This window comes from Paenibacillus sp. MDV22-iso6 (assembly GCF_058408365.1).
Map to the genome: position 1 here is coordinate 137,757 of NZ_JBZVDZ010000002.1, position 24,336 is coordinate 162,092.

Below are 24,336 nucleotides of genomic sequence, written 5' to 3' on the forward strand. Positions count from 1 at the left end.
GTAATACAGGTACATACATAAGATAAGGGGAAGATTATACGATATGAGATGGAATCATAGAATCAAAATGTTCACGGCCATTTTCAGCTTGGTTGCCGTTCTGGCCGCATGTGGCGGTGGGGCGAAGGAAGCAACAACGAAGGAGCCAATCCAGGATGCTGGTACAGTAGCAACAGCGACCAATAGCTCGGACACATCGACGGCTGACTCGTCGGCTGCAGATACGAATGCAGAAGACTCTGCGGACACCTCCTCAACTTCCGATACAACAGGGGCTTCATCTGAAGAAGGCAAGATCGGAGTGGACTCTACACTGGAGGAATTGAAGCAGAAGTATGCGGACAAGCTTGGCTATATCCGTGTGCCGCTTAATGATCATCCGGTGCGCAGGGTAAGTGAAGAAGGCTCCAAAAATATTAATATCGCCAACTATAGTGATGCGGTAGTGAATATGAACACAGGTATTCCAATCCATTCCGATTCACAGCGTTTGATCGATGATGCCTTTCCTTTTTTCACAACCGTTCAGGCACCAGAAGTATCCTATGTATCATGGGAAGAAGCAACCAATCTGGAGCGTGCCATGGTGAAGACGTTGTTTATCTCTCGTCAGGCGCTGCTACTTACGGAGGATGCCATGAAGAACAAGGATTACACCAGTCAGTCCTTTACGGACTCGATGGAATTTTTCAAGAATGCAGCGGAGTTCGACTCCATGGCACCTGTCGCGCAGCATACGTATGACATCACTTTAACGAAACTTTACGATAAAGCCCGCGAGTCGTGGGCCAAACTGGCTGCAATAGATCCGGAACAGGACGAAGCTGCATTTGCCGAGAAGTATACGGAAGCCAGAACAGAAGCGAATAACGTGATGGGGCTGCTAAACATTTTGCTGTCCACCAATGAAGAAGAACGTTTGGAACAGACGTACGGCAAATAAATGTGATCTGTCGTTGTAAGAGTAAGTTTGCTGTAACTGGAACATTTCAATCGAAAACAAAATCATCGCACCTGGGCAGTCTGCCCAGGTTTTTTTGTTGCAGATGCATGTTCTCTCACCGCCTATTTCAGGTTAATAATAAGATGGAAAGAAGATATTAGCGATTTGAAGGTTCAAAATGCGATATAATAAGCGTATTGGATACGTGAAATTTTACATAGAGTTATGGAAAGAGACTAACGGAGCTGGCTGCGTGAACATACCAAATCGTCACGAAGATTAAACGCTCTGGGCCGGAGGAATGGTTATGATCAAGCTGTTATACTACTTGAAGAAGTATCGAGTCGCCGCCATCGCAGCACTGGTCATGATGCTGATTGAATTGACGGTCGAATTGGCTCAACCCTATTTGATCTCGAAGATCATTGATAACGGTATCCAGCAAGGAGATCTGTCAGTGGTTTGGCTATGGGGTGGGGTGCTTGTGGGCAGTGCCGTCGTGGCGTTTGTCGCGGGTATTGCGAGTTCTTTTTTTGCGTCACATGCGAGTCTCGGCTTCGGTTACGATCTGAGGGAGAAGCTGTATGACAAAGTGCAAGCGTTCTCTTATGCTGTGTTTAACCGTTTTGCCACATCATCCCTGATTACCCGATTGACGGGGGATGTTACACAGGTGCAGGATACGGTGTTTATGAGTCTGCGTTTCATGACACGTGTACCGCTGGTGGTGATTGGCAGCATGATCATGGCGGTTGTGGTAAATCCGAAGCTGGGTCTGCTGCTTGTTGTGATGGTGCCTGTACTGCTCGTGTTTGTCATCTGGATGATCAAAAAGGCAGCGCTGCTGTTCCGCAATGTGCAGCGCAGGCTGGATGCCGTCAACGGAGTCATCCAGGAAAATCTGACAGGCATTCGGCTGATCCGTGTCTTCGTCCGGATGGGCCACGAGATTGAACGCTTTGCCGGTTATAGCGGCAAGCTGATGAAGGGCACGATCTCCGCGCTGCGCTTGACGGAGACAACAATGCCATTCATGCTGCTCATGATGAATGGTTGTATCATCGCCGTGCTATGGTTTGGACGACGTGACATCACTACCGGAAGTGCTACCGTGGGTGAAGTCGTCGCAGTTATTAACTATCTGCTTCGCACCATTGGCGCCATGTCTGCACTGTCCTGGATTCTGGTGACCTTCTCCAGAGCGAGTGCTTCGGCACAACGGCTTAACGAAGTTTTTGACACGGAGGAAGTTTCGGAATCAGCTCAAACATTGAATACAGATCGTTCTGAACAAACTGGTAAAGGGAATCCTGTTATCCAGGGTACAGTTGATTTTCAGGGTGTAGGATTCAGCTATCCGGGTAGTGAAATTACCGTGTTGGAAGACATTACGTTCTCAGCCAAACGAGGCGAGCGTATCGCCATCATGGGAGCGACAGGTTCAGGTAAATCCTCACTGGTACAGCTCATTCCAAGGCTCTATACCGAAGATCAAGGCGAGGTTCGTATCGATGGTAATGACGCAGAACGGTTGGACATTGCCACATTGCGCGGAGCAATCGGTTATGTGCCGCAGGAAGTGGTCCTCTTTACCGGATCGGTACGGGATAACATCGCCTGGGGCCGGGAGGACGCAACGCTCGAAGAGATTAAGGAAGCAGCGCGGCGTGCACAGATTCACGAGACCATTGAGAAGCTGCCGAATGGCTACGATACACAGCTCGGTCAGCGAGGAGTCAATCTGTCGGGTGGACAGAAGCAGCGGCTCTCGATTGCCCGTGCATTGATTCGTCGTCCAAGCATCTTGATTCTGGATGACAGTACAAGTGCTCTTGATGTCGCCACGGAAGCAAGGCTGCTGGGTGCACTGGAAGATTTATCGTGTACAACGTTTATCATTACGCAGAAGATCAGTTCAACCACCTCTGCCGATCTGATTCTGTTGTTGGATGACGGGCGTCTGATTGGACAGGGGAAACATGAGGATCTGATGGATTCATCTGAATTGTATCGCCGAATCTATGAATCACAATACGGGGAGGGTACACCACATGTTCAAAGCATTCATTGAACCTTTCCGTCAGCCCCCACCGCCGATTGATCCCGAGACGCTGAAGGCAGGTGGAGGTCGTAAGCCGAAGGTACGGGCGAAGAACTGGTCCGGTACGTTAGGCCGGATCTGGGCGTATCTGGCCCGTCGCAAGGTCAAGCTGACGATGGTGCTGTTGATGGTATTTGCCAGTTCCGCGCTCGCTTTGCTTGGACCTTATATGGTCGGTGTAGCTGTGGATAAATTCATTGATGGAGAAGCAACGAGTTCCAGCTGGACGACATTTTTATTGGGCCTGTTGGCAGTCTATGTTCTCTTCTCCTTGTCGTCATGGCTTCAAAATATCTGGATGATTGAAATTGCACAGGAGACCGTATTCCGCATGCGGTATGATCTGTTCTCCCATCTGCACAAACTGCCGATTCCATTCTTTGGCAAGCGTCAGCAAGGGGAGATCATGAGCCGGGTTACCAACGACATTGAGAATGTCAGCGGTACGCTGAACAGCTCAGCGATCCAGATTTTCTCCAGTGTGTTAACACTGATCGGAACGTTTGGCGTGATGCTCTGGTTAAGTCCGTTGCTGACCTTGCTTACATTTATCGTGGTACCACTGATGGCTATTGGCATGCGCTGGATTACGCGTAGAACCGGGCCGTTGTTCAAACAACGTCAGCGTAATCTCGGCGAACTCAATGGGTACATTGAGGAAACCTTGTCAGGACAGAAGATTATCAAGGCGTTCTCGCAGGAAGAACGGGTCATTCGCGGGTTTGAGGAACGAAATACGAAGATCCGGTTGTCCGGTTTCTGGGCACAGACCATCTCCGGTTTTATTCCAAAGCTGATGAATGGCCTGAACAACCTGAGCTTTGCGATTGTCGCAGGCATCGGCGGGATCTTGGCGATTCAAGGTTCCGTTACCGTCGGCGTGATTATCATTTTCGTAGAATATGCCCGTCAGTTTACCCGGCCGCTCAACGATCTGGCCAACCAGTGGAACACGTTGTTGTCTGCGATTGCTGGTGCGGAGCGCGTGTTCGAGGTATTGGATGAGGATGAGGAAGCGAAGGATGAAGGCGCAGCAGTATCTCTCGAAAAGGTGGAGGGAGCCGTTCGCTTCGACAAGGTATCCTTTGGATATGATGAAGGACGCAATATTTTGCGTGAAATTAACTTTGAAGCCAAGCCTGGCGAGATGATTGCTTTGGTAGGTCCGACCGGGGCAGGGAAAACAACATTGATTCAGCTGTTATCCCGCTTCTATGATCCTACATCCGGTACACTAACGGTGGATGGACGTGACATCACGACCATTCGGCGTGAGAATTTGCGCTCGCACATGGCATTTGTCCTTCAGGATTCATTCCTGTTCCAGGGCACGATTCGTGAAAATATCCGTTTCGGCCGCTTGGATGCGACCGATGAAGAGGTGGAAGCTGCTTCGAGGCTGGCGAATGCCCATTCGTTCATCATACGGATGAAGGACGGATACGATAAAGTGCTTCAGGCCGACGGAAGTGGCATCAGTCAGGGACAGAAGCAGCTGCTTGCGATTGCCCGGGCAATTCTGGCCGATCCTTCCATTCTAGTATTGGACGAGGCGACCAGCAGTATCGATACCGTCACGGAGATCAAGATCCAGGAAGGGTTGCAGCGCCTGATGCAAGGCCGTACCAGCTTTGTCATCGCCCACAGGCTGAATACAATTCGCCAAGCTGATCGTATTCTTGTCCTGAAGGATGGTCAGCTCCTGGAGCAAGGTTCGCATGACGCATTGCTGGAACAAGGCGGCTTCTACAGCGAACTGTATTACAGTCAGCTGCGGAATAAGGCGCAATAGTAAAAAAGAGGAATTACCTGAATCTTAAGCAGCCATAGCTGCATCAAGTAATCACAATAAAAAAAAGAAATACTCTTAATCGACGACTTGTTCCCAGATCTCTATCGGGGAAAGGTCGTCGTTCTTTGAGAGCATTTCTGTTTGTGGAACATGGTCCATAATTTGGTTTAGTGTTCTTTCCAGATTCTGAGGCTTCTCCTCAGGAATGTGAGATGTAATGTATCTATAAATTTTTTTGAAAAAAATCAATAATTCAACAGGTGTTGTATCCCAATATATAGAATAACAAGATTATAAAAAAAGGTATTAAAACGGGAAATTATAATATCTCAATGAATTAAGGGGCTGATAAAACTATGGTTAATAGTAAAGTGAAGAAGATAAGTCTGTTTGGTGCAATTTCTGTTACGTTAACCATGATTTTTGTTTATTCGTATCAAGTCTATCAAAATGTTGAAACGGTACATAATTATTTTTCTCCTAAAACGACTTCAATTCTCGCTCTTAATGTAGAAAATGATGAATGGAACAGTGTTAAATTTAATGGGAATGACTCTGTTAAATTTGATACTGTATTCTGGGATAAAACAATCATTAATGATGCAAACAGTGCGGGTAACATACGGATGAGAGTTAAAGATGAAAAGGGTAATATTGTAATAGCTGAGTTCGAAGTGTTTCCAGGAACAAGTACAAGCTTAAAGGATTTAAATAAGGATCAGCAGTACTACTTCGAGGTAAAAGCTGAAAATGGTCAATTTATCATTAATTTAATATAAGAAGAGGGACTCGGAAAAAAATCTGAGTCTCTCTTCTTTAGCATAATTAGAAAAGGTTTCAAATTATATACCTTCCTGGTCCCAAAAATTCAGAGTTTCAACGTTATGTCCATACAAAGCAGGAATGAGAGCATAGTGCCCTCATTCCTGCTCTTTTTCATTTTCACTAGTCGAAGCAACCTGAGATTACTTCGTTACACTGCTCAGTTTGAACGAGCCATCGGTCAATTTATTTGTATTGGCAAAGTCTACGCCAGGTTTATTCGTTTCCGGGTCAATGATCGCAATCGCGATATCATAGGTTCCGGCAGCAAGACCGGAGACCGGAATGGAATCGGTCAGGGTGAAGGTACCCGTTTTCCACGTAGTCAGATTAACGGTTGTTGTTTTCTTAGCGACCACGGTATTGCCGCTGCGCAGTTGAATTTCAACCGGCCAGGCAAACGGGAAGTGCTGTACGCCTTTATTCTCCACCTTAATCATTGTTGTAAACGTGCTTCCGCTAATGGTGGATGGATGCGAAATCTCCTTCACTACAAAGTGGTAACCCATTCGTTTCTTGAGTGCATCGATATTGGCCTGTAAGGCATGATTCAGAGGAAGCGAGGCAGGGGAATTTGGTCCCAGCCAGCTTGGTTTACTTAGCTCCGTTTGACGCAACGTTTCCGTAAATCCGCTACCGGTAGTTAATGCTGCAAGCATGCCGGAAGCTCCCCCGTAAAATTCGCCGCCTGAGATACGTGTCTCCCAGAAGTTCGCATGTGCAGGCTGCTGTTGACCAATGTCATCCCAATAGCCATTCTGGGTGCCTGTGTACCAGCCCCAATCCGCATCGAAGCTGTCTTTATGTCCAAACACATCGTTGAACATGCCCATGACCATGCCTTTATTATTGGTTTTGGCGAGGGCGATACTGCGCCGGATCAGAACCTGCATTTTGTCCTCTTTGCCAGCAAAGGCATCAATATAATGCTGAACGTATTTGTTCGAGATGTCATTGGTAGGGAAAGCGCCTGTGTAATTGGTTTCACCATTTGGTCCGACATAAGGCCATGTATGGAACTCGCCCCAGTGCCCGAGGGAACCGATCTGGACAAAGGCGACCGGACGATCATTGGTGTTGTATCTTGCCGCAATGGCTTCGATGGCTAATTTGTGCCTTTCTTGCAGATAGGTGGAGTTGTAGTTGGGAGAGAAGCCCATGTTGTTCCCAGTACCCATGCCTCCGGTTGTATCGTTATATACGGTTCCAGGTGATTCTCCGCGGGCAATCATGTCATTGTAGAGCCAGTCGGGAATATCTCTGTGAGCCTGTCCTGTCGGGCTGTCCAGAATGAAGCGGAACACCACTTTGACGCCTTTACTTTTCCAGTAGGCAAAATTGTTGGCGGCTTCAATCGCACTAAAATCAAATGTGCCTTTGGTGGACTCAAGCTCCTTCCAAGTCACTCCTGCATATACGAGCCTGTGTGGCTGTGCATAAGTTGTACTCTTGGCCGAAGGCGCCCAGCCTTTGAATGGATTGTTGAGTGGGCTGTCCAGTTCTACGGGATTCACCACGGTATTGTTCCCCGTACCACCACCTGATCCAGCCGAGGTCAGAAGGTAAGCTGGCAGTGTTTGTCCAGACGCGGGCAATCTCGATGTATCCGAGCTGTTGTCGATATACCCGATTCGCACTGTGCTGCCTGCACTGATTTGCAGAGTGGCGAGAGGAATAGCGATCTCAATGACGGTGGAGCTGCGGTAGAATTGGGAGCTGGTCAACGTGCTGTTGAAGTTCCAGACCCAGTCGGTTCCGCTGCCGCCATAGCGATATAAACCCGTATTTTCAAGCAGCCACTCCACACCTGTAACTCCCCAGCCCGCAGCCTGGTAACCGGTTGAAGTATTGTTATCGGTGTTGATCCAGAAGTTGCCCATCGTTGTACTCAGGCCTGAGCCTTGAATAAGCAGATAGAGGTTAGTTCCATCATTGGTTACTTTGAGCGTCTGGGCAGTGCCGCTATTGGTGGTGAGAGCACTAACGCTGCTCCAGTCGCTGACATTGCCATCAATGGTGATGGTTGCAGCAGAGGCTTTGGGTAAGGCTGCTGCAGGCAATAGCAGGGTAATCATGAGGACAAAAGCCAAAAACAATCCAAAGCTCCGCTTGCTTCTATCAAATAATCTTGTCATGGTATACCTCCTGAATAATGGATTTTGAATGATGACTCGTTCTGCCCACCCCGAATTTCGTTATGAGAGGAGAGTTAGGAGAGCTCAACTCCTTTCTGATCCACATGAAGTAGCGGAATAGTAACGTTTTATGTAAGAGTCATGGTAGTAATCGGGGAATAAACAACTAAAAAGGTGTGAATTTGGTTTGCGGCAAATATAAAATGTGTTTTTAGCTCTTGGATTCCGTGTCTAAATTGCATTATAGGGGATGAATACAGGAGATTCAATAGATATTTTTCCAGGATTTATTGTGTTTTCTATTGAGAATAGGCGTGTTTCATTGAATTTTGAACATGAGTATTCATAACTGGAATAAAATATTTGCCGCAAATAAAAATGAATTCAAATTAAAGTATATGATAATACAACAAAAATGTAAACGCTTAATTTATGATGAATAAAGAGTTATACTGTTTAGTAGTATATAAAATAGAGCGCAAATATGTTGCCGCAAAATTATTTAAAATTTAGCCAAAATCAATTGACAAGGAATAAAAACTATTTTACTATCGTTACATAGTCACAGTCCTGTTAGATTTATTAACATCGAATTGGCTTCATGGCATTTGCCGCAAATTTACGAGCAACGGAGAGTGTAAGCATGGGGAAGATAAAAATGGCTTTTATCGGTGTAGGAGATATGGGGTCACATCATTGCATTGGTTTTGATTTGCTCGAGGAGAGTGAGGTTCGTTATATCTGTGATATGAATGAAGCCAATGTGGCACGTACGCTGGCTGAACTCAAGAATAGCAACCCCACCATAGTTAGCGATTATCGTGAACTGCTTGCTAAGGAAGATTTGGATGCGGTGGTTATCAGTGTTCCGAATTATTTGCATCGCGAAGTGGCAGTCGCTTTTCTGGAAGCTGGTAAGCATGTATTTCTGGAGAAACCGGTTGCCCATACCATTGAGGACTGTGATGCCATTATAGAAGCGGCGGAAGCCTCGGGACGGGTATTGCAGATCGGATTGGTTTATCGATATTCGAATCTGTATCGCCGAATGGAGAAGGAATTGGAGAACGGACGTCTTGGTGACGTGAAATTGATGTGGTGCAAGGAATTCCGTGACCCGTTCCCGCCTGCGGATTGGTTCTATGACAAGACCAAGTCTGGGGGAGCGATTGTAGAGAAGGATTGTCATCACTTCGATATTTTCAACTGGATGATCCAGGCGAAGCCTGTCCGCGTGTTTGCCTCTGGAGGCCAGCATGTCATGAAGCAAGGAGAGCCCAATCGGATTCAGAATTCATACAGTCACTATCCGACGAAAGAAATTTCGGATACCTCCATCGTCGACCATGCATTTATCACCATTGATTATGATAACGGTAGTAAGGCCAATCTGGGCTTGTGCATGTATTTGAAACCGCGCAATCTGATGGGAGAAGGGCTTGAGATTGGCCTGATCGGAGAGAACGGTGGCCAGATGGTTGCCCGTAATGACAAGACGATTGACATCGTTGGCGGGCAGGACTGGACGAAGGACCATCTGGAGATTGATGTGACCTCGGATTCCATTATGGGTGGACACACGGGTGGACAGACCCAACGCATTGATTTTCTGAAATGTGTAAAGGAAGGCAGAAAGCCTTTTGCTAGTGCGCAGGTTGGTCGTAACGCGTTGCTTATTGCCCTGGCGGCAGAGAAATCCATTTTGGAAGAACGGTACGTCTATTTAGAAGAAATTTCAGGCTGAGGGGTGTCATCATGAACAGGTTGAGGAAATATGACACACTGCTGTTTTTTCTCTTCATTTTGCCTTGGATTATCGGATTTATCACCTTTTTCCTATTTCCTTTTGGGACTTCGGTTTTCTACGCCTTTACGGATGCGAGACTTCCGGGAGCGACCAACTTCAACTTTGTCGGCATTGATAATTTTACGCACATGATGGATGATCCCATCTTCTTGAAAAGCTTGATGAACACGATGTATTTCGTTGTATTCGGTGTTCCGATCGTAACGGCAGGTATGCTGGCTCTGGCGATGCTGCTTAATTTCAATGTCAAAGGTATTGCCTTGTTCCGCACCTTCTTCTATTTACCGACCCTGGTGCCCATTGTGGCAACAGTTATTATCTGGCGGCTGGTGTTCAACTCCGAATTCGGCATCCTGAACGCCGGACTTGGCGCGCTGGGTATAGGCAAAGTGGACTGGATTGGCGGGGAGCATACGATCAAGCCAGTCATCATCATGCTTCAGGTCTGGATCTCGGGCAGTGGGGTTCTGATCTTCCTGGCTGCACTGAAAAATGTACCCAGACATTTGTATGAAGCTGCTGCCATTGACGGTGCAAGCGGGATTCGCCGATTTTTCCAGATTACACTGCCGATGATCAGTCCTTCCATCCTGTTTGTCATCATTATTCAGACGATGTATAACTTTCAGATGTTTACGGAAGCGCTGCTGCTATCCAAGGGTGGTCCGAACTACTCTGCTTATACGTTTGTCTACAATATTTACAAGTCGGCCTTTACCGATCTGAAATTCAGCATGGCGATGACGCAGTCGATTTTCCTGTTCGCCGTGATCTCGCTTGTCACCCTGATCCTGATGAAAGTATCAAACCGCTTTGTGTATTACGAGGGAGAACGATAGGAGGAGAGTTACATGAACAGCCGAAAAATAGCGGTAAAAGCGTCCCAATATACCATGCTGATCGTAGCATTAATGCTGTTCGCAGGGCCTCTTGTATGGATGCTCTCGACCATGTTGAAAACCAAAGCGGAAACCTACAAGGTACCTCCAACCATCCTGCCAGACACATTCAGTCTGGAAGCCTTTGAACGGTTGTTCGCTGTGCAGCCGATGATGTGGCAGTGGATTCAGAACTCATTTATCATTTCCTTTTTTGTTGCGGCGGGAGCGGTGGTGTCCAGTTCACTTGTCGCTTATGGTTTCTCCCGTTTTGCAACCAAGTATCGGAATATTCTGTTCCCGGTTGTACTTGTTACCTTAATGATCCCTCCATCCATTATGATGATTCCCTCGTACGTTCTTTTTTCCAAACTGAACTGGATTGATACCTGGTTGCCTCTCATTGTGCCAGCCTGGCTCGGAGGCGCCTATTATATCTTCCTGTTCCGACAGTTTTTCATGACCATTCCCCAGGAGCTGGACGAGGCTACATATCTGGACGGCGGCAATCGCTGGACGGTATATGCACGAGTCATTATGCCGCTGTCCAAACCGATTATTATGACGACCATTATTTTTGCCTTTGTGAACTCTTGGCTCGATTTTCTGGGGCCGTTCCTGTATATCAAAAACCCAGAAATGTTCACGCTGAGTGTGGGCTTGCAGCTGCTGATTGGTCAGACGAGCCAGGATTTACCGGCGCTCGCTGCGGGTGCATTTATCAGTATTGTACCTATCGGTCTGCTGTATCTGTTTGCACAACGTTATATCGTCGAGGGGGTGGTGCTTACGGGCACCAAAGGGTAGAGTGGCTGCCTGCTTTCCGGTTTTCAGGTGAACAGGACTTATTGATATGACTTAAAGGGGAGCTGTGTATATGAGAGCGAAGAGTAAACGGCTATTCAATGTTTGGGCACTTGTACTTGCTACAATGGTGGTGATCAGTGGATGTGGAAACGGGGGATCGTCCGAAAACGCCGACTCTTCTGGTTCCGGCGGCAGCCAGAGTGAACCTGTAACAATCACATACTCCCAGTGGGGGACGGCAGAAGAGCTTCATCGTACACAGGAACTGTTGGATCAGTTCATGAAGGCCAATACCGATATTAAGGTCAAACTCGAAGGCAAGGATTGGGGCAGCTACTGGGACGGACTGACAGCGAATGCAGCAGGGGGCACACTTCCGGACGTGTTCAAAACGAGTTATGCATACGTGGAGAAATACGCCGAGCTGGGCATTTTCAAGGAATTGGACGGCTTGCTCGCGGAAAATCAGTTTGATCTGAACAATGTGGACAAAAGTCTGCTCGGTCTTCACCAATATCAGGGCAAACAAGTATCCTTGCCTATCGATGCCAACGTCATCGTATGGTATTACAACAAAGCGATCTTTGAGAATGAAGCCACGAACCCTCATAAAGCTCCCGTTCCATCGCTTGAGCCAACTTGGGATGAAATTACCGACATTGCAACCAAGCTGACGCTGGATAAGAACGGGAAAAGCGCAGACGAAGCGGGTTTTGATGCCGGAAACATTGTGCAGTGGGGCTTGTCCATTTCACCGGGATCAACGATGGATTGGTTTCTGGAGCCAGAGCTGTGGTCCAACGGAGCGAAGCTGGTGAATGACGATGGTTCCCTTGCGCTTGAGACACCTGAAGCGATGGAAGTGCTAAACTATTTTATCGATATGACCAAAAACAAAAAGATTAACACCACACCTGCACAGATTGAAGGTTTAGGTGGACAGGTGAATCTTGCGATCACTACATCCAAAGTAGCGATGAATCCGGGTGGCAGCTGGAATACAACCAACTACCAGGAGGCGGGCGTGGATTACGGTATCTCCTATCTGCCGAAATTCAAAACCAACCAAACCGTTGTTCAGCCAGCAGGTCTTGCCATCAGCTCCAATACAAAGCATGAAGAGGCAGCTTACAAGCTGTTGGCTTGGCTAGCAGGTCCGGAAGGACAGACAGAACTGGCGAAGCAGGGATACTCGATTCCCGCGAACAAGGCCGCAGCGGATGCTTATATTGCCACTGTAGGTGAAGATAATAAAATCTTCCTGGATGCGCAGCAGTATGGCATTGTATCTCCCTTTACAACCAAGAAAACCGATCTGGTCTGGACGTATGGTGAGCAATCACTCAAACTTCCACTTGCCGGAGATGGTGATCTGAACGCAGCGCTTAAGGATTTGGCCTCCAAGATGCAATAAGCAGATAAAGAGGTGGCAATGCTTCATACGTTTTCTTAAAAAGAATTAAAATCGCGGCAGTTATGGGGGACAGCAAGCTCCCTGACTGCCGCTATTATTTTATAAAAGACTGTGCCTGTGCACCATTTCATTGACTTCTGTCCAGTAGAAATATAGAATTATATTTGCCGCAAATTTGTGTTTGCAGAGATGAAATTGCCCCAATACGAATGGGGTTTAAATACATAGGTTGAGGAAAGGTGGGGGACTTCACATGGCAAAATTGAAGGATATTGCAGACCGCGTTGGTGTATCGATCTCTACCGTTTCACGTGTGATGAAGAACGATGTCAATCGATCAGTCAGCGATGAAACCCGCAAAAAAATATGGGACACCGCTGAGGAACTGGGCTATCGTTCACAGCGTCCGGCCAAGAAGAAGAAGGTCCAGCCCAAAACGGCATATGCGATCGGCTGTGTGGTGGCTATTCCCCAAAATAAATACAACAGTCCTTATTTTTCAGTCATTATGGAAGGGATTGAGAAGCAGCTTGCTGAAGCAGGCATGCGCCTGGAATTTGTGTATAGCATCGAAAACGATGGGGATATTGTTCAGTTGCAGTCTCTGGTGAAGGAACATCAGATTGATGGCATGATTGTGGTGGAACGGATTGATCCGGAAGCCTATCGCTGGCTTAAGACCAATGTAAGGACTGTTGTGGGTGTGGATATTACGGACCCCGACATTCCGGTCGTCGGTTATGATCGTGAAGAGGCTGCGAGGGAGGCAACGAATCATCTGATTGCCCAAGGTCATCGGATCATTGCTTACATTGGCGGAGCAGAATTCAAGAATGATTTTCTGGAGGAAAAACGATTTCTTGGTTACCGGCGTGCCATGACGGATGCGGGATTACCTATTGATCATGATTGGGTGATCGATGTGAAATGGGATGTTTCTCTGAGTTATGAATTGACCAAGCAGGCATTTACCAACAATGCGAACAGACCTACAGCCATCTTTGCAGCCAGTGATATGATGGCAATTGCGGCCATGCGTGCTGCAACCGAACAAGGGCTCCGCATTCCGGAGGATATCGCCTTTTTTGGGGTAGATAATATTGAAATATCCGAATTCACCTCTCCGCCGTTGTCGACCATTCATGTACCCAAGCTGGAGATGGGCATGTTCGCGGTTAAACAGCTGCTCGATTATCTGGATCATCCATATGAAGTGGCTGTCAAAATGATCGTCCCGTACCGCTGCATATTCCGCCAGTCTTCCAATGGCAAAATAGAGTAGCTTTCAACCAAAGAGTTCCCTTGTCCAGTTTTGGGCGGAGGGAACTTTTTGGTTGAAAATTAATCGTAGATCACATTTTTCCCTTGTTCACTTAATTTTTTTAAAGATGTAAGCATATGATTGATCTCTTCATCGGAGTGTCTCTCCCATAAAGCTAATTCAGCTACTATTTTTAGAGGTAATTTAGATCTGTATGAGCGTGTTGGGTTGCCGGGAAATTTTTTATCAGTCAAGTTAGGATCATTTTCAAAATCTCCTAATGGTTCTACAATGTAGATTCTTTCTTTGGCATTCGTTTTGGCTAATTCAGCACCCCACTTGGCAGCATTTAATGTTCCCGTAAAGTAAATATGGTTAGATTTTTTATCTTGGTAATTGGATAAGTATTGCGGTTCTAATAAATCTCCAATGTTCAGTTCTGCTTTAGTACCATGAAAAAAGGGTCCATTATCTAAGACATTTTTTTGGTCATCCATACTGATGCACCTCTTTTTTTAGATTTGTATTAAGCAGTATAGTGTAGGAATCGCCAAAAAAACAGTCTATAAAAAACATATAAATAACGGTACAATATAAGTAGAGAGAATGATATTGAGCGGAAATTACCTATATAGGCTGAATTAAAGGTTATGGTTTGACATGGGGAAATGAACCAGATGTCTTAACGTTATTTCAAAAAGCATGGAGCAGACTGGAAATTTTGCAGGCTGCTCTTTTTTTATAGCATTCTGGACAACTTCCGGTATTCCCTGGGTGAAATGCCTTCATATTTGCGGAACATGCGGCTGAAATAATGAATATCTGGGTAACCGCTTTGCACACCCACAGCCTCAATGGAATAATCCGTTTCCCGCAGCAGTTTGCGTGCCTGGCTTAGGCGTATGGATTGAATATATTCGTTGGGAGGCATGCCCGCAACCTGTTTGAACAATTTGGCCATGTGATCCACACTCAGGTTCAATTGTTTGGCGATACTCGAATTGGTCCACGGGTCGGAAGGGGCGGCCTCTATACGTTTCATGATTTCGAGCAGCTTATCTCCGTGTACCGAATCATGGCGTGACGAACTTCGCCATGATGAACGCAGCAGATGGGTCAATATTTGCAGCATCAAGGCTTTGCACACCAGTTCATATCCCGGTGGGCGCATCGTAAATTCATGTACCAATTGCTCCATAAGCTGCACGGCAGCTGGAGAAGGGGTATACACCGGGTTAATAGATAGCGGCGTCATGCCCTCTGCGCACGCCTCCACTGCGAATTTGTGGTGCAGAACAGTCTCTTCGTTAACAACCATATCTGCCTCGGTCTGAATGGTCAATTCGTTGAAGAAATCAAAATGAATGCCAATGAAACGTGCTTCCGGGCTGGAAACCACCTCATTCTGATGATAGACACCGGCAGATAGCAAGATTAGCTGACCTGCCTTCAAAATATGGTGTTTATCCTTCATATAAGTTGCAGCTTCACCTTGAGAGACGTACAGAAGTTCAAAATCATACAAACGCCGCTTTGCCAGCTTGCCGGGAGGAAGGCTCTGGAACTGAGCATAATGCACGTTTGGAGACCAGTCCTTGTAAGTGACGGTTCGTTGCAGAGGATATACCGCTTGCTGGAGAGACATAAATTCCATCTCCTTTTTCAATGAGATTGGCACAAACAGATTTAATTAAAACTGAACGGAATTGTGCAAATAATCTCTTTATCTCCTAAATAAATGATTACGTAAAATATTTATAATATATGTATTATCACATGTTCTTACGAGAGAGACAACATCACGGATTAAGCTAAAAAAGGAGAGGATTCAGATGCGCTCTCTCCCTGTGGAACGGAGCACGAGTTATTGCTGCGAATCACTCAGGTCAGTTGCACAGAGTGGATTCCCCTCGACTGCGGATTGGGAACGATGTGTTCCAGTGGAGCTGGTGGACACGGTAACAGGCAGGCCACCTCATCAATCCACAGAAGTCCGTTTTGGCTGGAGTCCCGAATATTTGCATATTCGCTTTATATGCCAGGATGATCACGTTGTATCTGATTTCACGGAAAGGGATCAGCCATTGTATGAGCAGGATGTGGTTGAACTGTTCATCGATGAACAGGGCGATGGCAGGAATTATATCGAACTGGAGGTCAGTCCGCACAACGTAATATTTGATGCACTCATTCACAATAACAGCGAAGGTTCCGAATTGAAGGCAGATGTAACCTGGCAGCTGGAGGGGTTGCAAACGGCTGTAGAAGTGGATCGTCAGGGCCATCGGGTGTATTTGATCCATATTCCAGCGAGTAACTTCAAGTCGCCCCTGACTAAAGGCGTATGCTGGAGGGTCAATGTTTACCGCATTGATGAGAATATGCAGGGAGATCGGGAGTATCAGGCATGGCAGCCCACGGGGGCTGTAAACTTTCATTTGCCTGCCCGATTTGGTCATTTTCAATTAGGATAGCGATGCGATGCTGAAGAACAGGTATTCATATTTTGAAGGAGGGTATTCGGATGGAAAAAGGGATTAACATATGGTCGTTTCCAGGAGATGCCTCTATTGCGGATTGTATTCAGACGGCGAAGCAAGCTGGCTTTGAGGGGATTGAACTTTCGCTTAATGGAGAAGGCGAGCTGAGTCTGTCTGCCACAGATCAGGAGGTTCGTGATATTCAGGGACGTCTCGAAGAGGCCGAACTCGGAATCGCGGGACTTGCAACCGGATTGTACTGGGATTACCCGATGACGAGCGCTCGTCCAGAGATCCGTACGAAAGCACTGGATGTGTGTAAAAAACAGCTGGAGCTTGCCGCGGCATTTGGTGTGGATACCATTCTGGTCATTCCAGGTGCGGTGGGTGTGGACTTTATTCCAGACAGCGAAGTAACGGATTATGAAGTTGCTTACGAACGAGCGCAAGAAGCCCTTGCGCATCTGCTGCCGTATGCGAAAAGTGCCGGAGTATCGATTGGTATTGAGAACGTATGGAACAAATTCTTGGTGTCACCGCTAGAGCTGCGTACCTTTATTGATTCTTTTAGCTCAGATTATATAGGTTCGTATTTCGATGTGGGCAATGTGGTGCAGAATGGTTACCCAGAGCAGTGGGTTCGCATTCTTGGTCACCGTATCAAGAAAGTGCACTTCAAGGATTACCGGCGTCAAGCGGGAGGGCTTCATGGATTTGTGGATCTGCTGGCTGGAGATGTGAATTATCCGGCGGTGATGCAGGCATTACAGGCCATTGGTTACGACAACTACGTGACTGCCGAGATGATTCCGCCTTACACTCATCATTCGAAGCAGATCATATTCAATACATCCAAAGCGATGGATGCCATTCTTGGACGTTCTTAGGAGTAAGTACAGATAACAACGTTTATACGATATATAATCTATTTTTTGTGGGAGGTAAAAACATGTTGAAAGTGGGATTGATCGGATTTGGGTTTATGGGACGTATGCATTTTGATAACTATGTACGCCTTGCCTCAGAAGGGGAACCCGTGGAATTGGTAGCCATCTGCGATCTGAGAATAGAGGAACTGAAGAACGGTAAAGCAGCCGGCAATATGGCGACAGAGCAAGAGGTATATGATCTCACACCTTATCGTTTGTACGACAACATCGACGCGATGCTGGAGCAAGAAGAACTGGATATCATTGATATTACGCTGCCTACGCCACTGCATGCTGAACTAACTTGTTCCTTGCTGGAGAAAGGCATCCATGTGCTGTGTGAGAAGCCGGTTGCACGCCATTCGGCGGAAGGCTGGAAGATGGCACAGACGGCCAAAGCGACCGGGAAAACACTGATGATTGGTCAATGTTTACGCTTCTGGCCAGCCTATGCGTATCTGAAATCCGTAGTAGAAGACGGGCGTTATGGAGCGGTCAACGCAGGTTATTTCTTCAGGGGTTCAGGTTTGCCTCAAGAGTGGTTTTTGGATGGGGAGAAAAGCGGTGGCTGCATATTAGATATGCACATCCATGATGCGGATATTATTCACTGGGTGTTTAGCAAACCGGATCAAGTATCCACGCTGGCTCGCAACGTCATTCCGGGAAGCGGCTATGATACCGTGTCGACCAATTATGTATACCCTGACGGAAAAGTACTGAATGCCCAAGCTGACTGGACGCTGGGGGGAGACTACGGTTTCTCGATGACCTATCGCGTTAATTTGGAGCAGGGGAATCTGGTCTTTGAGAATGGTGAGCTGAAAGTAAATCCGAACGATGCTCCCGGTTTCGTCGCTGAGCTGTCACCCGACTCGGGATATTACCACCAACTCAAATATTTTATCCAATCTGTTCAAGCAGGTACGCCTGTATCTGTATGTACACCGGAAAGTGCAACAGGTACACTTGAGTTAATTGAAGCGGAGATGCGCTCGGCGGATGAGCGTGGGGCATTGGTTTCATTATAATAGAAAGAGCAGAACCTGTGATGCGGGTTCTGCTCTTTGCATTTCTGAAGTAGTACGGGTCTTTGAAAAAGAGAGGATTTATGAATTTATTTATATTCTTTTAAACTTTCGTTATTCATTGCGCGTTCAATTTCGGCAAGTCTACTATTAATTCTCTTGATCTTATTATTCATAGTAATCAAAAAGTAAACCAGAGATATAATGCCTATAATAAAAACGAATTGAATTATAGTTGCAGACCATATAAAGCTCATTCGTACACCTCCCGAATTTCTGTTGATTAACTATAATTATACATAATTTGGGAGGCGAACGATGAGAAAATTAATTTTATGATCTTGTGGTAATGATTACACTTCTTCAATTACAGTAATTACTCCGTACTATCCAACAACCCGCCAGTTATTCGCCTGCTCCACTGTTAGTGGTTGATGTCTGCGAATATAATCCTCCACCAGTGCCGCCATATCCGTGGCGCCTTCGTGAAGTACCTTTTTGCCTGGATACATCGCATAATCACCGCCACCTGCTGCGCGATAACTGTTCATCACTACAGAGTACGTCGCGTCCATAGCAACAGGTATGCCCTCACGTTCCAGCTTCACCACACGACTTCCCACAGGTTTGGAGATATCCAGCTCATATTCGACGCCCGCCCACATGTCGTAATTATAATGCTGTGGTTTCGGCTGCATGTAAGCAGGATTAACGACAACTTCGCCTGATGTCTCCACTTCAAAGTAACGCGCCGTTTGTTCTAATGCATCCCGAATGTCCTGACCACGAAGCTCCAGCACCGTCAGTGTATTGGGATAGATAAAGTTAGATAGCACATCCCGAACGGTAATGAGGGAACCGAAACCGCGGGCCTCTTCACTGAGTAATGCGGTATTCGATATTTGTGCTCCCGTTGCTTCCATCTGCACCTGATGTACAAAGGCAATAAAGGGATGCGCCGCAAGCCGCAATGCGGCAGGATCGGTGATGGATAAGTCTCCGGCCACCTCGCCAATCGGCTGGTCCAGCCATGCCTGTGCTTTTGCTTCCAACTCATCCGTCAGTTTCATAACAGCCGCATCGGGCTGTACATCACTATCTTCATCCAAGAGCAACAAGCGAGCCTGTTTTCCGGCAATCTGCCACTTTCCATTCGATAACCGGTCCAACTGGGTGGATACATGACCTACACCGTTCCCACTAAATCCAGGCTGAACCACGGTCACACCATGTATTTCAGCGGTAAGCTGACGGTGTTGATGTCCGGTAAGCAGAACGTCAATCCCTTCAATGTCACGGCAGATCGCGTACGCCTGATTTTCCCCGGTTAACCGTTCAGCAGGTTCGCCTGTCTCCAGATCACTCTCAAAACCACCATGATAACTGACCACGAGCACATCCGGCTGTTCATGTTCACGAATATAGCCAACCCATGCACGAATAGTCTCCATAGCATCAAGGAACTGTAAACCTTCTATGTTTTTCGGATGCTCCCAATTCGGAATATAGTGCGTCGTTGCGCCCAGCAAAGCAATTTTAACGCCTGAAGACAAGGTTTTGATCAGATAGGGAGGACCGAAGGCGGGAATGGCTGCTCCAGTAGGTGCAGTGTGTAGTACCTCTTCGTCAGGCTTTCCTTCATTAACAATATTTGCAGATAGCCAAGGGAAATGGGAGTCTTGCACTGCTTTACGCAGCAAGTCCTGGCCGTAGTTGAATTCATGATTGCCCATTACGGCAGCATCATAGCCCAGTTCATTCAGAACATTAATGAAGGGATGCACTTCGTGATTCGAAACAAAGGAAGCAGCATATGAGGCCAAAGGAGAGCCTTGCAACAGATCACCGTTATCCACGAGCAGCAGTTCGGGTGAACGATCCCGTTCACGCCGGATCAGCGAAGCAAGCAAAGCAAGTCCGGCTGGACGATAGGCATTGGTGTTGTAATGTATGGGACGAATGGCCCCATGAAGGTCACTGGTTACCATGATGTCGAAGTTTGCCGTAGTTGTTATGGATGTCATTTTACAATCTCCTCTAAATATATAAGTTTAAACATATCAAATCACAGGTCATTCTAGCGGCAGAGTACAAGGGAATCACCATTTCTACTTGGATTATCAACCGTAATGAGGCTATTCTAACAGATCAAAGCCGCTCTGACAGCCTGACAGGAAACTTTACAAAACTCCAAATTTCGTTTCACATCGCGCAAATAATTGACGACTATAGTAGACAAGTAATGAAAAATAGAAACTCTTTGGAGGGTGTTCGCTTGAAGAAGTCTGCTTTATTTTTACCATTGTTGATTTTGGTTCTGTTTCTAAGTGCTTGTGGGTCTAACAGTAGTACAACAGGTTCGGCTAACGGGGCTGATACGAGCTCGAATTCATCCAGTACTGACACGGCAGAGACAGACAAAGCCGCTGAAGGTTATGTGCCGACTGAGCTGACTGTACAATTCGTTCCATCACAAAATGCAGATACACTCGAAGCCAAAGCAAAACCGCTCGAGAAGCTGCTGGGTGACAAATTGGGTATCCCGGTGAAGGTCAGCGTATCCACAGACTACAACACAATTATTGAAGCAATGGCTTCCAATAAAGTGGACGTAGGTTTCCTGCCTCCGACGGCTTATGTACTTGCCAAAGAAAAAGGCGCAGCTGAAGTTATTCTTCAGGCACAACGTTTTGGTGTAAATGATGAGACTGGCGCTCCAACTGAGGAACTGGCAGATTCGTATAAATCCATGATTATTGTGAAAAAAGACTCGCCGATCCAATCCGTTGAGGATCTGAAAGGCAAAAAAATCGCTTACCAGAACGTAACTTCTTCTGCAGGTTATGTATGGCCGGCAGCCCTGTTGCTCGATAGAGGCATTAATCCTTTGAAAGATGTACAGGCAATCACGGTTAAAGGCCATGACCAAGGTGTGCTGGCAGTGCTGAACGGCGACGTTGATGCCGCAGCGATTTTCCAGGATGCTCGTAACACTGTAGTGAAAGACTACCCGACTGTATTTGAAGATACGCGTGTACTGGCGTTCACTGAGCCGATTCCTAACGATACCATCACAGTACGTACAGACATGAATGCAGATTGGACAGCGAAGATCAAACAAGCATTCATCGACATCGGTAAAGATCCACAAGGTCACGAAATTATCAAAGAAATCTACACACACGAAGGTTATGTAGAGTCTGATGACAGCAAGTTTGATATCGTTCGTGAGTACGGGGAGAAAGTAAAAACCGAGTAGTTCTCTGTTCAAGAAATATCGTGATGGATTGATCGCATTGTATTGCATTGATTATCTTTTCATTGGATAACTTCATCGGTTCAGCGGGCAGGCCAGTTCAGCGTGATACACGCTGCGCTGGCTTGTCCCATTACAGCGTGACCCTGCGAAATACCATATTAATGAAAGAAGGATTACAGCCATGATTGAGCTTCACAACGTAACGAAAACATATGCTAACGGCACCAAGGGCCTGAATAATATTAATCTGAAATTTAAACAAGGGGAATTCATTGCCGTAGTTGGTTTGTCTGGTGCGGGAAAATCGACGCTTTTGCGTTCCATTAACCGACTTCATGATATCAGTGACGGTGAGATTTTGATCAATGGCAAGTCGATCACGAAAGCTCATGGCAAGTCACTTCGCATGATTCGCCGGGATATCGGTATGATCTTTCAGAGTTTCAATCTTGTGAAACGTTCCAGTGTGCTTCGTAACGTGCTTGCTGGACGCGTGGGATATCATTCCACGATGCGTACCATTCTGGGCCGTTTTCCCAAAGAAGATACAGAACTCGCATTTGGAGCACTGGAACGGGTAAATATCGCAGAAAAAGCCTATTCCCGTGCTGATCAGCTGTCCGGTGGGCAACAGCAACGTGTGGCCATAGCGCGAGTACTTGCACAGGAAGCCAAAATCATTCTGGCAGACGAGCCTGTCGCTTCACTCGATCCACTAACAACGAAGCAGGTAATGGATGATCTGAAACGCATCAACCAGGATCTTGGCATTACAACGATCGTGAACCTTCACTTTATTGACCTAGCCAGAGAGTATGCGACCCGTATTGTTGGATTGCGTGCTGGCGAAGTGGTGTTTGATGGTCCGGTATCCGAAGCAACGGATGAGCGTTTTGCAGAAATTTATGGCAGACCTATTCTGGCAGACGAGCTGCTGGATAAACAGGCTGTACAGGAACAGCGGGGAGAAGTTCTGGTATGAAGCAACCCGTAAACGTATCGATAGATGGATCATTGCAGAACGAATCAGGAAAGGGAAAGCGTCCTGGAACAGGTTCAGGCTCGGCTGTCCACCGTCCCAAACCACCAGGGCGTACCAAACATCTGCTCACGCTAGTGATCATTCTGCTGCTTTTGTGGGCAAGTGCCAGACAGACCGATGCCAGCTTCAGTGAGCTGTTTGAAGGTTTACCCAACATGCTGGATCTGCTGCGTGAGATGTTCCCGCCGCGGTGGACTTACTTTGACAACATCGTTCAGGGCATGCTGGAGACGATCCGTATGGCTCTGATCGGTACAACGATCGGTGCGATCATCGCAATTCCGGTCTCGATTATCTGTGCAGGCAACTTAATGCCTAGCCGTTGGATCTACTATCCAGCCCGCTTTGTACTGAACCTGATCCGTACCGTGCCTGACCTGCTACTTGCGGCGCTGTTTGTTGCTGTGTTTGGACTGGGACCGATTCCTGGTATATTGGCACTCGCTGTCTTCTCGGTGGGACTGATTGCCAAGCTGACCTACGAAACGCTGGAAACGATTGATCAGGGACCGCTCGAAGCGATGACAGCTGTCGGCATGAACCGGATTCAACTGATTGTTTATGGCGTGGTGCCACAACTGGCCGCCCAGTTTACTTCCTATGTACTGTATGCCTTTGAGATTAATGTACGTGCCGCTGCAATTCTCGGATTGGTTGGAGCTGGGGGCATCGGACTGTATTATGAAGCAACACTTGGATTCCTGGAATATGACAAAACGAGTGTAATCATTCTGTTTACCCTTGTCATTGTTCTGATCATTGATTATGTAAGTACTAAGCTGCGGGAGAAATTGTTATGATGAAAAATGAAACAAGCGTAATCCGGCGCAAACCACGGAAGAACCCGCTTCGCTGGGTCATTGTAATCTTGCTTATACTTGTGTACGCTTGGGCACTTGCCGGTGTACCGTTTACCGGTTTGAAGGAAACGGCTGGTCAGATCATGAAGGCAATTGTCGCCGGGATTTTCTCCCCGGATTGGGACTTTGTTTATCTGCCTGAGGGTGAAGATTTGCTGCGAGGATTGCTGGATACGCTGGCAATCTCGGTGCTGGGTACCGTCATTTCCGCTGTACTGTGTATCCCGTTTGCGTTCTGGTCTGCCCGAAATATGAGCAGCTTCCGTCCTGTATCGGGTACGGGCAAAATGGTGCTCAGCTTTATCCGTACGTTCCCGGAGATTATTATGGCTTTGCTGTTCATCAAGGCGGTGGGTCCGGGTTCCTTCGCGGGTGTACTCGCCCTTGGGCTGCATTCCATCGGGATGCTTGGTAAACTGTTCGCTGACGAAGTGGAAAATATTGATTATGGTCCTTCTGAAGCGTTGCTCGCTTCTGGGGCGACTCGTATGCAGCAGTTGTGGTTTGCTGTACTGCCACAGGTTTTGCCCGGATTCCTTAACTACACGTTGTATCGGTTCGAGATTAATGTGCGTTCCGCAACCATTCTGGGGGTTATCGGGGCAGGAGGGATCGGTACACCGCTGATCTTTGCACTCAGTACTCGGAACTGGCCGCGAGTAGGGATTATCTTGCTGGGGATTATCGTGATGATCACGATCATTGATCTGATCTCTGGATACATTCGCAAGAAGCTTGTATAGGAAGAAAGGGTAAGATTGTTTGCTAATAAAGACGA

20 protein-coding genes are annotated in these 24,336 nt (G+C 47.0%); 16 read left to right on the top strand and 4 right to left on the bottom strand.

Annotation, left to right across the window (positions count from 1 at the left end):
* Window positions 1–43: 43 nt before the first annotated feature.
* The 4 genes from AC4PM4_RS06895 to AC4PM4_RS06910 all read left to right on the top strand — a co-directional run bounded on the left by AC4PM4_RS06895 (window position 44) and on the right by AC4PM4_RS06910 (window position 5,615).
* The gene (locus AC4PM4_RS06895) at window positions 44–943 is read left to right on the top strand and encodes a hypothetical protein (protein WP_491613184.1); all 900 of its coding nucleotides are present in this window, start codon (window positions 44–46) and stop codon (window positions 941–943) included.
* A gap of 307 nt (window positions 944–1,250) precedes the next feature.
* Complete coding sequence (locus tag AC4PM4_RS06900) at window positions 1,251–3,014, top strand: ABC transporter ATP-binding protein (RefSeq protein WP_491613186.1); 1,764 nt, start codon at window positions 1,251–1,253, stop codon at window positions 3,012–3,014.
* Window positions 2,995–4,836, top strand: coding sequence for an ABC transporter ATP-binding protein (locus AC4PM4_RS06905; RefSeq protein WP_491613187.1), 1,842 nt, complete (start codon window positions 2,995–2,997; stop codon window positions 4,834–4,836). The genes AC4PM4_RS06900 and AC4PM4_RS06905 overlap by 20 nt, the downstream gene beginning before the upstream one ends.
* 356 nt (window positions 4,837–5,192) lie before the next feature.
* Window positions 5,193–5,615: a hypothetical protein gene (locus tag AC4PM4_RS06910; protein ID WP_491613188.1), complete on the top strand. Its 423-nt coding sequence runs from the start codon at window positions 5,193–5,195 to the stop codon at window positions 5,613–5,615.
* Window positions 5,616–5,801: 186 nt separating this feature from the next.
* Here AC4PM4_RS06910 and AC4PM4_RS06915 read toward each other — a convergent pair whose 3' ends face one another.
* Window positions 5,802–7,793: a DUF4832 domain-containing protein gene (locus AC4PM4_RS06915; RefSeq protein ID WP_491613189.1), complete on the bottom strand. Its 1,992-nt coding sequence runs from the start codon at window positions 7,791–7,793 to the stop codon at window positions 5,802–5,804.
* A gap of 643 nt (window positions 7,794–8,436) precedes the next feature.
* Between AC4PM4_RS06915 and AC4PM4_RS06920 the strand changes: the two genes are divergently transcribed.
* From AC4PM4_RS06920 to AC4PM4_RS06940, 5 genes are all read left to right on the top strand, one after another.
* Complete coding sequence (locus AC4PM4_RS06920) at window positions 8,437–9,537, top strand: Gfo/Idh/MocA family protein (protein ID WP_063565958.1); 1,101 nt, start codon at window positions 8,437–8,439, stop codon at window positions 9,535–9,537.
* A gap of 11 nt (window positions 9,538–9,548) precedes the next feature.
* A complete protein-coding gene (locus tag AC4PM4_RS06925; protein ID WP_063565957.1) occupies window positions 9,549–10,439 on the top strand; it encodes a carbohydrate ABC transporter permease in 891 nt (296 codons plus the stop codon).
* 12 nt (window positions 10,440–10,451) lie between these two features.
* The gene (locus AC4PM4_RS06930; RefSeq protein ID WP_053784043.1) at window positions 10,452–11,285 is read left to right on the top strand and encodes a carbohydrate ABC transporter permease; all 834 of its coding nucleotides are present in this window, start codon (window positions 10,452–10,454) and stop codon (window positions 11,283–11,285) included.
* Between the two features lie 70 nt (window positions 11,286–11,355).
* The gene (locus AC4PM4_RS06935; protein WP_064640458.1) at window positions 11,356–12,699 is read left to right on the top strand and encodes an ABC transporter substrate-binding protein; all 1,344 of its coding nucleotides are present in this window, start codon (window positions 11,356–11,358) and stop codon (window positions 12,697–12,699) included.
* Window positions 12,700–12,952: 253 nt separating this feature from the next.
* On the top strand, window positions 12,953–13,981 hold the full coding sequence (locus tag AC4PM4_RS06940; protein WP_063565955.1) for a LacI family DNA-binding transcriptional regulator: 1,029 nt from the start codon (window positions 12,953–12,955) through the stop codon (window positions 13,979–13,981).
* 59 nt (window positions 13,982–14,040) lie between these two features.
* Here AC4PM4_RS06940 and arr read toward each other — a convergent pair whose 3' ends face one another.
* Window positions 14,041–14,457, bottom strand: a complete 417-nt coding sequence (gene arr, locus AC4PM4_RS06945; protein WP_491613190.1) for an NAD(+)--rifampin ADP-ribosyltransferase — start codon at window positions 14,455–14,457, stop codon at window positions 14,041–14,043.
* A gap of 242 nt (window positions 14,458–14,699) precedes the next feature.
* Complete coding sequence (locus tag AC4PM4_RS06950) at window positions 14,700–15,605, bottom strand: helix-turn-helix transcriptional regulator (protein WP_491613192.1); 906 nt, start codon at window positions 15,603–15,605, stop codon at window positions 14,700–14,702.
* Between the two features lie 187 nt (window positions 15,606–15,792).
* Here AC4PM4_RS06950 and AC4PM4_RS06955 point away from each other — a divergent pair, with 187 nt between their 5' ends.
* The 3 genes from AC4PM4_RS06955 (at window position 15,793) to AC4PM4_RS06965 (ending at window position 18,400) form a co-directional block, all read left to right on the top strand.
* Window positions 15,793–16,434 (top strand): carbohydrate-binding family 9-like protein, encoded by a 642-nt coding sequence (locus AC4PM4_RS06955; protein WP_063565952.1) that lies wholly within the window; start codon window positions 15,793–15,795, stop codon window positions 16,432–16,434.
* A gap of 50 nt (window positions 16,435–16,484) precedes the next feature.
* Window positions 16,485–17,327 (top strand): sugar phosphate isomerase/epimerase family protein, encoded by an 843-nt coding sequence (locus tag AC4PM4_RS06960; protein WP_063565951.1) that lies wholly within the window; start codon window positions 16,485–16,487, stop codon window positions 17,325–17,327.
* 62 nt (window positions 17,328–17,389) lie between these two features.
* Window positions 17,390–18,400 carry a Gfo/Idh/MocA family protein gene (locus tag AC4PM4_RS06965; RefSeq protein WP_491613193.1) on the top strand — a complete coding sequence of 337 codons (1,011 nt, stop codon included), beginning with the start codon at window positions 17,390–17,392 and terminating at the stop codon, window positions 18,398–18,400.
* Between the two features lie 383 nt (window positions 18,401–18,783).
* On the opposite strand, the gene AC4PM4_RS06970 is transcribed toward AC4PM4_RS06965, so the two are convergent.
* Window positions 18,784–20,421: a bifunctional metallophosphatase/5'-nucleotidase gene (locus tag AC4PM4_RS06970; protein WP_097115764.1), complete on the bottom strand. Its 1,638-nt coding sequence runs from the start codon at window positions 20,419–20,421 to the stop codon at window positions 18,784–18,786.
* Between the two features lie 251 nt (window positions 20,422–20,672).
* Between AC4PM4_RS06970 and AC4PM4_RS06975 the strand changes: the two genes are divergently transcribed.
* The 4 genes from AC4PM4_RS06975 to phnE (AC4PM4_RS06990) all read left to right on the top strand — a co-directional run bounded on the left by AC4PM4_RS06975 (window position 20,673) and on the right by phnE (AC4PM4_RS06990) (window position 24,301).
* Window positions 20,673–21,656, top strand: a complete 984-nt coding sequence (locus tag AC4PM4_RS06975; protein WP_063565948.1) for a phosphate/phosphite/phosphonate ABC transporter substrate-binding protein — start codon at window positions 20,673–20,675, stop codon at window positions 21,654–21,656.
* Window positions 21,657–21,837: 181 nt separating this feature from the next.
* Window positions 21,838–22,638 (top strand): phosphonate ABC transporter ATP-binding protein, encoded by an 801-nt coding sequence (gene phnC, locus AC4PM4_RS06980; protein WP_063565947.1) that lies wholly within the window; start codon window positions 21,838–21,840, stop codon window positions 22,636–22,638.
* Window positions 22,635–23,498 (top strand): phosphonate ABC transporter, permease protein PhnE, encoded by an 864-nt coding sequence (gene phnE, locus AC4PM4_RS06985; protein ID WP_079695054.1) that lies wholly within the window; start codon window positions 22,635–22,637, stop codon window positions 23,496–23,498. The genes phnC and phnE (AC4PM4_RS06985) overlap by 4 nt, the downstream gene beginning before the upstream one ends.
* The gene (gene phnE, locus AC4PM4_RS06990; RefSeq protein ID WP_063565946.1) at window positions 23,495–24,301 is read left to right on the top strand and encodes a phosphonate ABC transporter, permease protein PhnE; all 807 of its coding nucleotides are present in this window, start codon (window positions 23,495–23,497) and stop codon (window positions 24,299–24,301) included. Before phnE (AC4PM4_RS06985) ends, phnE (AC4PM4_RS06990) begins: the two co-directional genes overlap by 4 nt.
* Window positions 24,302–24,336 lie beyond the last annotated feature (35 nt).